The organism is Alkalicoccus luteus, from assembly GCF_052061695.1.
In the GTDB taxonomy this organism is placed as follows: Bacteria; Bacillota; Bacilli; order Bacillales; family Salisediminibacteriaceae; genus Alkalicoccus; species Alkalicoccus luteus.
Genome location: NZ_JBPZEY010000008.1, coordinates 119,295 through 134,050, shown reverse-complemented (window position 1 = coordinate 134,050; position 14,756 = coordinate 119,295). Strand labels below are relative to the sequence as shown.

The window sequence follows — 14,756 nt, the reverse complement described above, 5'->3', positions numbered from 1 at the left end:
AGCCTGTATGATAAACTGGAAAGAAAGATACATGAGGAGGGATGCACGATGGCAGTAGAAGATTTAGCTTTGCTTGAAGAAGCGAATCAGCAGTTTCAAGGCTTTGGCCTCATCCGCAGCGCCAATCTGGCACAGACGAAAAAGGGCGATCCGTTTTACAATTTGTCTGTCTCAAAAGGAGCAAAGGAAATCCCCGTGAAAGTGTGGAGCGATCAGATCAACGGCCGCGAAGACGAAGTAAAGCAGGTGCTGCAAGAAGGAAAGATTATTTACATAGAGGGCGATACGTCCACCTACCAGGATCAGCTGCAGATGACGGCTCGCTCGTTCCGTCCGATGCAGGAAAACGAGGTCGACCTGAACGAATTTTTGGAAATGCCGCCGGAACCGATCGAATCGCTGCAGCAGGAGCTCGAGCAGGCGATCAACCAAATTGTCGACCCGCTGCTGCAGGAGATCGTCTCCAGCATCTACACTCGCTATAAAAAGCCGTTCAGCAGCTATCCGGCTGCAACGAGCAATCACCATTCCTTCGTCGGCGGTCTTTTGTATCACACCGTTTGCATGGTACGGCTCGGACTCGACATCGCCGGCCGCTATCCTGCGATTAATAAAGATTTTATTATCGGCGGCATCACGCTGCATGATGCGTCGAAGGTGATGGAATATACGAATCACATTGCCCCCCAGTACAGTGTACCCGGTGAATTTATCGGTCATATTTCCATGTCTTCCATGCTGGTCGACCGGGAAGTACAGCGTATCCTGAGCGAACGCGGCGACAATGCCAAGCTGACTAAGCTGGAGCAGGAAGCCGTGTACCAGCTGCAGCACTGCATCCTCAGCCATCACGGCAGGCTCGAGTGGGGCTCGCCGGTCGAACCGAAAACTCTTGAAGCGCACATCATCCACCTTGTTGATATGATCGACTCCCGCGTCAACATGGTCGAGCGTGGATTAAAGGAGGCACCGGAAGGCGAATTCACAAAAGTGTTCCCGCTCGGCAAGCTGTACAAGCCGATGACGGATGAATAGACAGCACGGCAACGGAAACACCCGGCGAGAGCGTTCGCCGGGTTTTCAGGCTGTGAATCAAATCGGGCGCCGGCCCGGTGTTCGTATGAATGGGGAGTGTTCGTTTTGAGGAACGCTGTGTCACGTTTGAAGGTGCTTGTGTTGTTTTATTCGTTATCATGAACTGTTACGTTGCGTAAATCACTTTTGCCCGCTGCTGTGTTCTCTTTCGGCATTGTTATATCGCTTTCGAGCAGCGTTGTGCAGTTTTCACCAATCGTTACGTTGCTTTCAGGCCAAAAGAACCATCTTCCTGCACCGTTATCCACCATAAAAAAACCCGGCACAGCGGCCGGGTTTTATCGTGCTGATTTACAGCAATTTGCTCAGGAAGGACTGGGTCCGTTCGTTCTGCGGATTATCGAAGATCTGCTCCGGCTTCCCTTCTTCCTGAATGACGCCTTTATCCATGAAGATCACGCGGTCGCCCATCTCGCGCGCGAAGCCCATTTCGTGCGTGACAACGACCATCGTCATCCCTTCCTTGGCAAGATCCTTCATAACGCCGAGTACGTCTCCGACAAGCTCAGGATCAAGCGCCGAGGTCGGCTCATCAAACAGCATCACCTTCGGGTTCATTGCAAGCGCTCGTGCGATCGCTACCCGCTGCTTCTGACCTCCTGATAGACTTCCCGGATAAGCCTGTGCCTTGTCGGCCAGTCCTACTTTATCGAGAAGCTCCTTTGCCAGCTGATCGGCCTCGCCTTTTTCCTTGCCGCTCACTTTACGCGGGCCGAGCGTAACGTTTTCCATCACAGTCATGTGCGGAAACAGGTTGAAGTGCTGAAATACCATGCCGACCTGAGCGCGAAGCTTGTTAATATTTGTTTTCGGATCAGTGAGGCTTACGCCGTCGATGATAACTTCACCGCTCGTAATTTCTTCCAGCATGTTCATGCAGCGAAGAAACGTACTTTTTCCGGAGCCTGATGGCCCGATGACACAGACCACCTCTCGCTCTTCGACTTGAGCATCGATGCCGGAGAGAACCTCGTTATCCCCAAAGCTTTTGTGCAGGTTTTTAACTGTGATCATTATACATCCAACCTCCGTTCAACGCGTCGCAGAATGACCATACTCGGAATCGTAATAATCAGATACCCAAGACAGAGCATGATATACGGGACAAACGGATCCCCGGTCGTGCTTACATACTGACGCATCAGATACGTCATTTCGCCGAGTGAAATAACCGCGAATATAGATGTATCCTTCAGACTGATGATGAACTGGTTGCCGAGCGGCGGAATCATCCGCTTAAACGCCTGCGGCCAGATGATATAGCGCATCGTCTGGGTGGATGTCATTCCCATGGAACGGCCGGCTTCCATCTGTCCTTTGTCGATCGACTCAACACCACCGCGGACTATTTCCGCGATATACGCCCCGGCGTTCAAGGCGATAACGAGAATACCTGCCTGGATTGCCGTAAAGTTAATCCCGAGAAAATCGGAAAAACCGAAGTACAGGAAGAGCGCCTGTACGAGAATCGGCGTACCGCGGAATGCTTCTATGTAAACCGTGGCGATGCCGTAAACGACTTTGTTTTTGGAAAGCCGCATCAGTCCGATGAGACTTCCGATGATAAACCCGATAAATACCCCGACGAACGTGACGAGAAGCGTCAGCTGCATGCCGCGCCATAAAAACGGGAGCGTGTTCGTGTAGTGTGGACTCGAGAAAATTTCCTGTAAATTTTCAAGCATGTCCTTCAGACCTCCTCTACGAAATAAACCCGGTCCGACGAGTGATCAGACCGGGTCAACTGCCTGCAGTGTGTTACTCGTTGTTGTCTTCTTCGTTGTCTTCTGCTGGATCGTTTTCAACATCTTCGCCGTCGTTTACTTCTTCATCTGCAGTATCTGCTTCGTCCGCATCCTCTGCATCTTCCGGCTCCAGATTCATCGCATCTTCTGCTGTATCTGCAAGCTGGTCGAGGTTAGGCTCCTGACCGAACCACTCTTCATAAATTTCGGCATATGTGCCATCTTCCATCAGTGTTTCGAGCGCAGCATCTACGTCTTCACGCAGCTCGGAGCCTTCCGGGAAGGCAATGCCATACTGCTCACCAGTGAGCGTATCACCGACTGTTTCCATTTCGCCTACACCTTCTGTTTCAATGTAGTAGAGAACGTTTGGAAGGTCATAAATAGCGGCATCAACGCGACCTGCCTGCAGATCCTGGTAAGCGTTCACGATGTCTGGGAACGTGACCACTTCTGCATCCGTGTTTTCTTCCAGATAAGTCTGGCTCGTTGTAGCAGCACGCGTTGAGACACGCAGACCGTCGACGTCGTCGATGGACTGAATTTCTTCTTCACCCGGCTGTACTGCCAGAATCAGACCGGCACTGTAGTAAGGACGTGAGAATTCAAAGTTCTCGGCACGCTCTTCTGTGATCGTCATACCGGCAATTCCAATATCATAGCGTCCTGTTCCCATTCCGGAAACGATACCGTCGAATTCTACTACTTCCAGATCGATTTCGAAGCCGACTTCTTCGGCAATCGCATTGATCAGGTCAATATCGAAGCCTTCCATTTCCCCTGTCTCATCATTCAAAAATTCAAACGGAACGTAGTTGGAGTCTGTCGCCACCGTGTATGTAGGCATATCCCCATCTTCATTTCCCCCGCAGGCAGCAAGTGCTGCAACTGCTGCTGTACCTAAAACGATACCTGCCCATTTCTTTTTCATGTGTACTGATCCCCTCTCGTCCTAATGGTTTAATTAATTTGAAAATGATTACTGATAAAAAAGAGCGTATCATACAATTACATAATTATCAATATTCTGATAAAACATTTTTATGAATAAGCTGAAAAGTATGTCATATTTCCTTACATGATTTCAGCTCAAATTAAACAGGGAAAACGGCTGCTGTCAGCCGTTTTCTGCCGTTCTCTGTCATGCGTCACCTGACAAAAGCGTCAGCGTGTATACATTTTTAATCGAAAATGTTCGTAATTATGCACGAAGCTGGAATTGCTGCACTTTTTCCTGCAGATTTTCTGCAAGACGGGCGAGATCTGCTGAGCTGGACGCAATCTCTTCCATGGAGCTTAGAGACTGCTCGGTTGAAGCAGCTGTTTCTTCAATTCCGGCTGCCGACTGCTGCGACACAGAAGCAACTTCACTGATCGAACTGCGGATTTTTCCGCTTCCGGCTGTTACCTCGGCAAGCCGGCCGGTCAGGCCCTGCATCCGCTCAGCTGAAGCAGCCGCAGCCTGCTGAACCGTTTCAAACGCTTCGCCGGTCAGGCGTACCTGTTCCGCACCGGCTTCCGCTTTCTTAAAGCCGCTTTCAAGGCCGGCTGCGACAACCGCCGACTCCTGCTGAATCGCGTGAACGATGCTTGTAATTTCCGAGACGGACACCGACACCTGTTCCGCAAGTTTGCGCACTTCATCTGCTACAACGGCAAAACCGCGTCCATGTTCGCCTGCTCTCGCTGCTTCGATCGCAGCATTCAGCGCAAGCAGATTTGTCTGATCCGCCACACCTTGAATCATATCCACGAGCGACGTGATGTTTTTCGTTTTTTCATCCAGGCCGCGTACGTCGGCTACTGCAGAGCGCACCGCATCGTGAATGTCTTCCATCGACGTGAGGGACGAAGCCATTCGTTCGCGTCCTACGGCTGCCGCTTCATCAGCCGCCTTCGTATTTTCAGAAGCCGCCTCCCCTGCAATCCGGCTTGCTTCAATCTGCTCCAAAAACGCCTCAATGCTCTCCGCGAGCGTACCCGCACTGCCGGCCTGAAGCTCTGCACCGGACGCCAGCTCTTCCATCGTAGAAGCGACTTGTTCACTGCCATTTCGCATTTCATCCACGGATTGAAGCAGTTCCTCGCTGTTCTGCGTCACATCAGAGGAGGCATCTGCGACCCCTTGCAGGACATCTTGCAAGCTTTCCTGCATCGTGTTAGCGGATGTCATCAGCTCACCAAGCTCGTCCTTTCGGTTGACCTGAAGCGGCTCCCGCGTCAAATCCCCCGCAGCCACTGCTTTCATATAATCCGACACCCGGCTTGCTGCTCCGCCGATCGAGCGCCCGAGAAAGATACCGAGACCTGCTGCAGCGAGAACCGCAGCAACGGCCGCTGCAATCATTAACATACGGCTTTGCTCAAACAAAGACTGGTTTGCGGCATTGAGTTCCCCCGCAACTCCTTCATTAATCACGATCAAGGACTCCAGCGTTTCCTCCACCTGTGCAAACTCTGTTGCTGCCGTTTCTGTAAAGCGGGTAGCAGCCTCCACATTTCCATTTTGAATTTCCTCATTCATAAACTGTAATGCTGCTGAGAAATCCAGCCACTCTGATTCCAGCTGGCTCAGCGCTTCGGCTTCCTCTGACGTTAAATACGTTCCTGCATATGCTTCCAGGACACCATCTACATATTCCAGTTCACCAAGGGCCTCCTCTGCCCGCAGTACTTCTTCTGTCAATAGTGATGTCAGCATTTCTCCCCTGGCCATTTCGGCATGCTGCACGATGTCGATCAGGTAGCTTAATGCCATCACCCGATCCTCATACATCGTTTCTCCGTTCTGATTCATCGAACTGAGGCTTGAGAGCGCCAGCCCACCAATGACAAAAATAATGACAACAACGACCGAAAAAGCGCCAAGCAGCTTTGCTTTCAGCGTCACGATCTTCTCCCCCTCTTCGTATGGTGGCAGAGGCCCTTGTCCTCCGGTTCTAATATCGGCACCGGAGCACTTAGTTGGAAGCTGAAGGCATAAAAAAAGGTACCTTTCGTAAGTCGAAAGGTACCTTAGTGACTTCTGGACTTACGGTTTTTCCTGCTGCAGAAACTCCAGCATCAGCCGGTTGATGACGTCCGGCTGTTCATGATGAACCCAGTGAGTGGCATCGTCAATATAGATCAGCTCGCCCTTCGCGCAGTATTCAAGACTCACCTTCGCCGTCGTTTTGTGCAGAAACGGATCCCCCAGCCCCCAGAGAATCCGCACCGGTACCTGTACGAGATCGGGGCGAATCTCCTTGTGCCAAATGGCACGATACCAGTTCAGCATGCCGGTCAAAGCACCGGGCTGCGCCCAGGCGGTTTTGTAGCGATCGAGATCGTCTTCGGTAAACGCTCCCGGGTTGGCTGTCATCGCGATGCCTTTTTTCATCTGCTCCAGATCATCCGTCTGCATCAGCTTTTCGGGAAACTCCGGTATCTGGAAAAACGCCATGTATAAGCTTTTCAACAGCTGAGGCGGATAGCGGAGCAGCGCCTTGCCCATCGCTCCGGGGTAGGGGATGTTAATCGCCGTCAGCTTTTTGACGAGCTCCGGCTTTGTCGCAGCCGCGTACCATGCAACCGCGCCGCCCCAGTCGTGACCGACCCAGTATGCCTCCTGATAACCTAGCTGCTCGATCAGACCGGCGATATCGTCGCGGAGCAGATCAACAGTGTAGAGCGACGCGCCCTCGGGCTTGCTGCTTAAATTGTAGCCGCGCTGGTCCGGCACCGCGACCCGGTAGCCTGCCTCCGCAAGCGCTTCGATCTGATGGCGCCAGCCGTACCAGAACTCCGGGAAGCCGTGCAGCAAAACAACCAGTTCGCCGTCCTTCGGTCCGGCGAGTGCGGTGTGCAGGGTCACATGATTCGTATCAATAAATGTAAACTCTATATCAACTGCCATCATTCGTTCCTCCTCTGCTTATGGGGCCGCCGGCTGTTCACCGGTCCAGGCGGCAATTCGTTCCACCAGACCGAGCGTAAGGAGACCATTTCCTTCAGCTGTCAGCGGATTTCCGAGCGGTGTTGTACGGCGGATCAGCTGTGCGTACATTTCTGCCTCTGAAATACGCCGTCCAAAGCCTTCTTCGGCCCAGTGAAGCAGCAGCACCATCGCACCGGCTACGTGCGGAGCTGCCATTGACGTTCCGCTCAACTCCGAGTAGCCGCCGTCGAGGTACGTGGAGAGAATGTTATGACCAGGGGCAACGAGATCAATTTCATCGTTCGTGTTTGTAAACTCCGTCAGCTCACCTTGAAAATTGACTGCGCCGACTTGAATGACTTCATTATAAGCGCCTGGATAAGCAAACTCGTCTGTATCCAGATTGCCATCGCCTTCATTGCCAGCTGCGACGACGACTGCGATCCGTTCTGACACGGCCCGCTTCACTGCCTCGTGCAGTTCCGGAAGATCTTCCGGTCCTCCAAGCGACATGCAGATCACACGCACTCGCTCTCCGTCAGTACCTTCCCAGTCTACTGCATAGTGGATCGCGTCAACGACCGACTGCATCGAACCGCCACCGTTTTGATCAAGTGCCTTTAAGCTGAGCAGCTTCGCTTCCGGAGCCACACCGACTACGCCGGACCCGTTTTCAGCTGCTGCGATCGTACCTGCAACGTGCGTGCCGTGACCGTTATAGTCGTCATAGCTCTCCGGATCTCCCCCGTCATCCTGCGAAAAGTTCCTTCCTCCCACGATCCGATCCTCTAAGTCCGGATGGTTTAGAGAAATGCCCGTATCAATGACAGCTGTAACGTGTCCGCTTCCTTTACCTGCTGTGTTCCAGAAAGCAGGGGCCTCTACCATTTCAATTCCGCGCGGTACGTCCGACATTGTTCGAAACCGTTTTTCCACCTTATATGGAATCAGCCTTACATCGCTCATGCAGGACACTCCTTTCCTGTTTCCACTCTCATTCCCTTCCATAAATTGTACAAACACACACTCCTGCGGGACATAGCTGCTTAAAACAGCGCCCTCATTTCGGGCAGCAGCCATTCTGCGAAAATGGGCGGATTGATTTTTTAGCAATTTACGTTATTATTATAGTAACGAACTATTTTTCAATAGGACCTGAGACGTGTTTTTCTTATCAAATTTGGAGGATGAGTGCTGTGAATCATGCTGCAACTAACGCCTACACGCCGCTGCAGAAGCTGATGACCCGTTTTCTCTATCTAAACTGGTCGGTCCACTTGATTCTGATGATCCTCAACATTTTTTCTGGAGACTGGATATTGGCGAGTGCGCACGTGGTCAGCACGATCGTCGTTTTCCTGCTGCTGCCGTTTGTGCAAAAGGAGCAGTATAAGCAGATTGCGGTCACCCAGCTCGTTAACACAATTGTCCATATCACCATCGGCTCTTACCTCGTCGGTACAGCCGCCGGCCTTCATTTGTTTATATTAAATTTTCCTGTTCTGACCCTGATTTTTCTGCCGTTCGCCTGGCAGGTAGTCTTAAATACTGCTGCCGTTTCGTTTTTCTTTCTCATCTTTTTGATCGCCCCCGCTAATACCGGATATTTTCCGCCGACTGTACTCCAGACCATTTTGACGATGAACGTGTTTATGATATTTGCGATCTTTTTTATCTGCCTGCTGTTTTATAAGCGCATGCACGATCAAAAAAGCATGGAACGGGAAGCCGCCGAGCGGTTTGATCCCCTGACTGGCCTGTTCAACCGGCGTTGGATGTACGTACAGATGCAGGAAGCTCTGGACCAGGGGAAATCCGGCTATTTGGCGCTGCTTGATTTGGATAATTTTAAAAAAATCAATGGCGAGCTCGGTCAAACTGCTGGTGACCACGCCTTGGCTCAGGCGGCCGGAATTATTAAAGCGGAAAAAACGGCACACGCTATGGCAGCCAGGTGGGGCGGCGAAGAATTTTTACTCTATTTTCCTGATGGCGATAAATCAGAGGTCGAGCAGGCGGTACGCCGTATGGCACTCGCGATTAATGAGCTGCCAGAGCCGCAGGGCCTTTCCTTCACAGGCGGCCTGACCGAAGTCGATTCTTCCTTGGAGCAAACGCTGTCCAGAGCCGATCAGGCGCTCGTGGAAGGCAAGCAGTCTGCTAAAAATCAAGTAACGTTTCTGCCTGCTGCGGGTGCGTCATGAGCGCAGTCATCGATTGTAATTTTTGCCTCCATCTAGTAATATGGACTCTGAATCTATTAAGAATAAAGGTGATCGAATGACGATGTCTGTTCAGGAAGCGGAAATATTTGAGGATTTGGACGGCTTAACCGCCGATTTGATGGAAAGTCTGCGGGAGAGCTCTCCATTTTTACATGAGGACGAAAACAGCTATGAGATGCACTACCGTCTATCTTATGGGCTAATGGAGACGATCCGGCGCCGGCTTGAGGGGAAAAACGGGGCCACACCGCTTGATAAACTGGACTATGATACACATAACCGCGCTGCAGAAGGCGGACTGGAAATTGAAGATATGACCGGTTACTTAAATCAGATGCGCATGGAACTGCTGAAACGGCTGCAGGGGAAAGCCGAGCACACGTCGATGAGCTGCTATCAGCTGATCAACAGCGTCGTCGAAGTGTTCGATGAAGTGATTAACAGCACAACCTCGAACTACAACAGCCGCTATCAGGAGCAGCTCGAGCAGATGCGAAAGGAAATGCTGGAGCTTTCTGCACCAATTGTTCCTGTACGCGACCGCATTTCCGTGCTGCCGCTCATCGGCAATCTGACCCAGCGGCGCACGAGCAGCTTGCTCGAAAATACGCTCCCACGCCTGACCGAATCGAAAACACAGACGATCATCGTTGATTTTTCCGGCGCGTATGAAATCACCCAGGAGGTAGCCGACCATTTGTTTATGATTCTCGATTCGATGAAGCTCGTCGGACTGAAGGTGATTGTAAGCGGTATTCGCTCCGAAACAGCTCAGATGATCATTGAACAGAACATCAACCTCGCGGACTATCCAACATATCAAAGCGTGAAATCTGTCTTAAACGACATCGCCGGTCACGAGAACTGAGCTTATAAGCAGCCGGGATAAAATAAGCGCTGAAACAAGGTTGTCCCCTGTTTCAGCGCTTTTTTAGTGTGAGCCGACTCCCTATTGCTGCACATAAATCGATACAGATCCGCCGTCCGTATGGAATTCTCCCCAGCCGTCGCTGTTAATGGTGACAGACGCGCCGTGATTACCCGTCATATCGCTCCACGTTTCGCCGGCCCGATCTCTGCCTACATACATCCACTTTGATCCGCCGGGGCCATTGGACATAACCGCTGCCATGCCGGATCCGGGATGACTGCTGCTTCCTTCACGTGTCCAGCCGACGACATCCCAGTGGTCAAAATAGTCGTGCTGCGTACCGTATGCGTAATCCTGCCTCGCTTCCAGCAGCGTATCGAGCATTTCCTGCTTTGCGCCGATGCCGTCGTTCGGAATGCCGTAATAGTCCCCGTAAAAAACAGACGGATAGCCGCCTTCACGCGTCAAAATAACGGCGTAGGCAAGCGGTTTAAACCAGTCGTCCACCCATGATTCCAGCGATTCTCCCGGCTGCGTATCATGATTGTCGACAAACGTGACCGCATGCATCGGATGCGTTTCAACGAGCGAGCCGTCCAGCAGGTTGCGCATATCGTAGCTGCCGCCGGTTCTCGATGCTTCATAAAAATTGTAATTCAGCGGCACGTCGAACATGGATACATCCCAGTCCATCCGCTCCAGGTAGCTCTCAATCGCACCCAGATCATCCGCCCAGTATTCACCGACGACAAACAAATCCTGCTCCGCTTCGTTACGCTGGAAGCCGACCCAGTCCTTCATGTACCAGGCGGGTACGTGCTTCACTGCATCCAGCCGGTAGCCGTCGAGATTCAGCTCGTCCGTAAACCAGCTGCCCCAGTTCATCATTTCTTCCCGGACTTCCGGGTGGCTGTAATCAATGTTTGCTCCGAGCAGATAATCGTAATTACCGTATTCCAGATCGACGTCGGAATTCCAGCCTGTATGTGCCAGGCGGAAAAGGTGATCTTCTTCATACCGGGCGTCCCAGTCTACGCCGTTAAAATGAAACCAGCGCCACTGAAAATCAGAATATACACCATCTCTCCCTGGAAAGTCAAAGCCGGTCCACGCTTCAATTTCATAAGCACCGGAAATGTCCTGCATCCTGTTGGATCGATTTACCTGCACCGCTTCCACTGGCTCTGTAAAATCCGCCCCCATTTTATGATTCATGACGACATCGCCGTATACCTGGATTCCCTGAGACTGCACTTCGCTGATGGCTGATTCCAGCTCTGCCTTCGTTCCGTACTTTGTCCGCACGGTACCTTTTTGATGAAATTCACCGAGATCGTACAAGTCGTAGGCTCCGTATCCAACATCTCCCTGTCCGGAGCCTTTATAAGCAGGCGGAATCCAAAGCGCCGTAATGCCGGCATCGCTCAACGCCTCCGCCTCCGCGTTCATCCTGTTCCAATGCTCTCCGTCATTTTCGAGGTGCCATTCAAAATACTGCATCATCGTGCCATTTTCTGCTTCTGCAAGCGCTGTGCCCGCTGGCATCAGCATGAAAAAAGCCAATCCAGTCAGTAACGTCTTTTTCATGAAACCATCCTCTCTTTTATGAAATCGCTTTCATTTATGACGTTAGCCTGTCTTTTAGATCTTTGCAACGCTATTTAACACGTTCAGCAGAATGGCATAAGGCCTGTTGCGGCTATCGTTGTGCAAACGATTGTGCAACAGCGCGGATTATACAGGACTATTGTAGACAGGCAGGTCTTTGAGAAAGCAGATTCGCTTATTGGCAGGAGGAGGGAGCGTTATTCACACAGGACGACCGTTTATGAGCATGCTTTCGTCTGTAATGCGTACTCTTTGCCTCCTTATGCGTAACTGGAGGCCCTTATTCGCAGCGGGTGCCTGTTTTATGAGTAGACTTCTGCCCCTTATGCGTATCCAATGCCTCTTTATGAGGTGCTTTTCTCGTTTTATGAGGAAGCTCCGCCGTTTTATGTGAAACTGCCGCCCCCATGAAAAAAGGTGCCGGAGGTCAATCTCCGGCACCGCTCTTTTATGCGCTCTCCTGTTGTTTTGGAGCTGGATTTTTAATGAACATCGCGATCACGAAGCCGATAAATGACAGGCCGGTCGCGACCCAGAAAGAAATGTTCACTCCTTGGATCATCGCCTCGTTTTCGGAGATGCCGTTTCCCGAGGCCGCTGCCCCGACAGTCATCATCGTCACGAGAAAGGCCGTTCCGAGCGAGCCGCCGACCTGGCGGAGCGTGTTGTTCATCGCCGTGCCGTGCGGAATCAGATGCTCCGGCAGCCGGTTTAATCCGGCTGTAGTGACCGGCATCATCACCATGGCCAGCGCAAGCATACGGAAGGCGTGCACCGTCGCCATATAGGCAAACGATGTATCTTCGGTCAGTCTCGTGAACAGAAATGTCATCACTGTTAAGAGCGCCATGCCGCTGATCGCAAGCCACCTTGCCCCGATTTTATCGAAGATTCTTCCGGTGATCGGATTGAACACACCCATCAAAATGGCCCCCGGCAGCAGCATCAGCCCAGACTGAAATGCGCTGAAGCCGAGCATGTCCTGCATGTATATCGGCAGAATCGTCGCTGCCCCGATCATTGACATAAACAGCACAACGCCAATAATGTTGGAGATCGTGAAAATGCCGTAGCGGAACACGCGGAATTCAAGAATCGGCTCCGGCAGCTTCAGCTGGCGGCTGATAAACCAGAACAGCGCTACGGCGCCGACGGATACAGAGGCGAGCACCTGCGCGCTTCCCCAGCCCGTTGAACCGGCGCTGCTGAAGGCATACAGCAGCCCTCCGAAGCCGAGCGTCGACAGCATAATCGAGAGACGGTCAATTTTCGGAAATGTCCGCTTCGTGACGTTTTTCAACACGAAGTACGCGACGATCAAATCAATAACCGCAATCGGCAGGACAATAAAAAACAACGCACGCCACGGATACTGGTCGACGACCCATCCGGAGAGAGTCGGCCCGATTGCCGGGGCAAACGCAATGACCAGCCCGACAAGCCCAATCGCCTGTCCCCGCTTTTCAACCGGGAAGACCATAAATAGCACTGTCTGCATGAGCGGGATCATAATCCCTGCTCCGGACGCCTGGACGATCCGCCCAGCGATCAGCATTTCAAAGTTCGGGGAAAGGCCGGCAATGAGCGTCCCGAGTGCAAACAGGCTCATCGCCGTCATAAACAGTGCTCTTGTCGTATATTTTCCTATTAAAAACGCTGTAATCGGAATCATAATTCCGTTTACGAGCATAAAAATCGTATTCAGCCACTGCGCCGTATTCGCATCGATTCCGAGATCCCGCATAATCGGCGGAATTGCTGTGACAAGCAGCGTCTGGTTTAAAATCGCAACAAACGTACCTGTCAGCAGCACGGCGACGAGCGGGCCTTTTCGTATGTCGTCTGGCATGATGTCCTCTCCCGTCTGGTTCCTGGCTGGAACGCGCCTTCCTCTATCTTACTCTTTTCTACATACCCGAAAAAGGGTTCTGCCTGACGAGAGTCGAAGCTTTTGTTTACGATCCCGCTCCCTTTTCCGTACACTAAAGGAAACAGATGAAGAAAGGACCGATGCTATGAGCCGCACATTTTCACCATCATCGATGCTCCAACAGCTGCCGGAGCAGTTTTTTGCCAAGCTTGCCGGCACGGCTGCCGCTTTGAAACAGGAAGGCCATGATGTCATTAATCTTGGGCAGGGAAATCCGGATCTGCCAACGCCGGAGCACGTTGTACAATCCCTTCAGGAGGCTGCCGAAAATCCGCTCTACCATAAATATTCCCCATTTACCGGCTGGCCGTTTTTAAAGGAGGCTGTCGCCGCCTATTACAAGCGCGAGCACGGTGTCACGCTCGATCCGGAAACGGAGGTCGCCGTACTTTCCGGTGCTAAAACAGGTCTTGTTGAAATCAGCCAGTGTCTGTTGAATCCGGACGACCGTGCGCTGCTTCCGGATCCAGGCTACCCCGACTACCTTTCCGGTACGTCGATGGCCGGTGCAGACGTTACGTTTATGCCGCTCAAACAGGAAAATCAGTTTTTACCGGACTTCGGTCAGCTCGACAGCAGCGTGCTGGATGAAGCAAAGCTGATGTTTTTAAACTATCCGAATAACCCGACCGCCGCGGTTGCAAACAGCCGATTTTTTGAGGAAACGGTGTCCCTCGCCGAACGGCACGGCATCTGCGTCTGCCACGATTTTGCCTATGGGACGATCGGCTACGACGAGAAGCCAGTCAGCTTTATGGAGACGCCGGGCGCGAAAGATATCGGGGTGGAAATGTTTACGATGTCAAAGGCGTTTAACATGGCAGGCTGGCGGGTCGGATTCGCAGTCGGCAATGCCTCTGTTATCAAGCACCTGAACCTGCTGCAGGACCATCTGTACGTCAGCCTGTTCGGTGCCGTGCAGCATGCCGCCGCTGATGCGCTGAACGGACCGCAGGACAGCGTCCGAGAACTGACGGATACGTATAAAAAAAGACGGGACCTGCTTATCAGCGGCCTGCGCGACGCCGGCTGGGAGGTTCCTGCTCCGGCGGGATCATTTTTCGCCTGGCTCCCCGTTCCCGACGGCTGGACCTCGGAAGCGTTCGCTGACAAGCTGCTTCACGAAGCTCATGTCGTCACCGCCCCAGGCAGCGGCTTCGGACCTTCAGGAGAAGGATTTCTGCGCGTCGGTCTCGTCCAGCCGGAAGAACGGATTCAGGAAGCCGTCGAGCGGATCAGCAAGCTGGACGTGTTTCAGCAGTAAATAAAAAATCAGAAAATTTCATTTTCTGTATTGACTTCTTGTTGTAAGCGCTTTATTATGAAAACTAACTTCTTGAATACGTATTCAAGAATGTTTCAGGAG

At 52.1% G+C, this 14,756-nt stretch carries 11 protein-coding genes and 1 pseudogene; 4 read left to right on the top strand and 8 right to left on the bottom strand.

Going from position 1 to position 14,756, the window contains the following annotated elements:
- The first annotated feature begins 48 nt into the window (after positions 1–48).
- Entirely contained in the window at positions 49–1,035 is a 987-nt protein-coding gene (locus ACSZLD_RS12150) for a 3'-5' exoribonuclease YhaM family protein (protein WP_444685320.1), read from the top strand.
- A 351-nt stretch (positions 1,036–1,386) separates the two neighbouring features.
- Here ACSZLD_RS12150 and ACSZLD_RS12145 read toward each other — a convergent pair whose 3' ends face one another.
- The 6 genes and pseudogenes from ACSZLD_RS12145 to ACSZLD_RS12120 form a co-directional block, all read right to left on the bottom strand.
- Entirely contained in the window at positions 1,387–2,109 is a 723-nt protein-coding gene (locus ACSZLD_RS12145) for an amino acid ABC transporter ATP-binding protein (protein ID WP_377909405.1), read from the bottom strand.
- Positions 2,109–2,780: an amino acid ABC transporter permease gene (locus tag ACSZLD_RS12140; RefSeq protein ID WP_377909406.1), complete on the bottom strand. Its 672-nt coding sequence runs from the start codon at positions 2,778–2,780 to the stop codon at positions 2,109–2,111. The genes ACSZLD_RS12145 and ACSZLD_RS12140 overlap by 1 nt, the downstream gene beginning before the upstream one ends.
- 235 nt (positions 2,781–3,015) lie before the next feature.
- Positions 3,016–3,771 (bottom strand): annotated as a pseudogene (locus ACSZLD_RS12135) (transporter substrate-binding domain-containing protein); the annotation flags it as partial.
- 270 nt (positions 3,772–4,041) lie between these two features.
- On the bottom strand, positions 4,042–5,730 hold the full coding sequence (locus tag ACSZLD_RS12130) for a methyl-accepting chemotaxis protein (RefSeq protein WP_444685318.1): 1,689 nt from the start codon (positions 5,728–5,730) through the stop codon (positions 4,042–4,044).
- A gap of 141 nt (positions 5,731–5,871) precedes the next feature.
- Entirely contained in the window at positions 5,872–6,735 is an 864-nt protein-coding gene (locus ACSZLD_RS12125) for an alpha/beta fold hydrolase (protein WP_444685317.1), read from the bottom strand.
- An 18-nt stretch (positions 6,736–6,753) separates the two neighbouring features.
- Positions 6,754–7,722 (bottom strand): S8 family peptidase, encoded by a 969-nt coding sequence (locus ACSZLD_RS12120; protein ID WP_444685316.1) that lies wholly within the window; start codon positions 7,720–7,722, stop codon positions 6,754–6,756.
- 230 nt (positions 7,723–7,952) lie between these two features.
- On the opposite strand from ACSZLD_RS12120, the gene ACSZLD_RS12115 reads away from it, so the two are divergent.
- Positions 7,953–8,960: a GGDEF domain-containing protein gene (locus tag ACSZLD_RS12115; protein ID WP_444685315.1), complete on the top strand. Its 1,008-nt coding sequence runs from the start codon at positions 7,953–7,955 to the stop codon at positions 8,958–8,960.
- Between the two features lie 76 nt (positions 8,961–9,036).
- The gene (locus tag ACSZLD_RS12110; protein ID WP_444685314.1) at positions 9,037–9,849 is read left to right on the top strand and encodes an STAS domain-containing protein; all 813 of its coding nucleotides are present in this window, start codon (positions 9,037–9,039) and stop codon (positions 9,847–9,849) included.
- A gap of 81 nt (positions 9,850–9,930) precedes the next feature.
- Here ACSZLD_RS12110 and ACSZLD_RS12105 read toward each other — a convergent pair whose 3' ends face one another.
- Positions 9,931–11,439: an alpha-amylase gene (locus ACSZLD_RS12105; RefSeq protein WP_444685313.1), complete on the bottom strand. Its 1,509-nt coding sequence runs from the start codon at positions 11,437–11,439 to the stop codon at positions 9,931–9,933.
- A gap of 469 nt (positions 11,440–11,908) precedes the next feature.
- The gene (locus ACSZLD_RS12100; protein ID WP_444685312.1) at positions 11,909–13,309 is read right to left on the bottom strand and encodes an MDR family MFS transporter; all 1,401 of its coding nucleotides are present in this window, start codon (positions 13,307–13,309) and stop codon (positions 11,909–11,911) included.
- Positions 13,310–13,475: 166 nt separating this feature from the next.
- Here ACSZLD_RS12100 and ACSZLD_RS12095 point away from each other — a divergent pair, with 166 nt between their 5' ends.
- Positions 13,476–14,654, top strand: coding sequence for a pyridoxal phosphate-dependent aminotransferase (locus ACSZLD_RS12095; RefSeq protein WP_444685311.1), 1,179 nt, complete (start codon positions 13,476–13,478; stop codon positions 14,652–14,654).
- Positions 14,655–14,756: the final 102 nt, after the last annotated feature.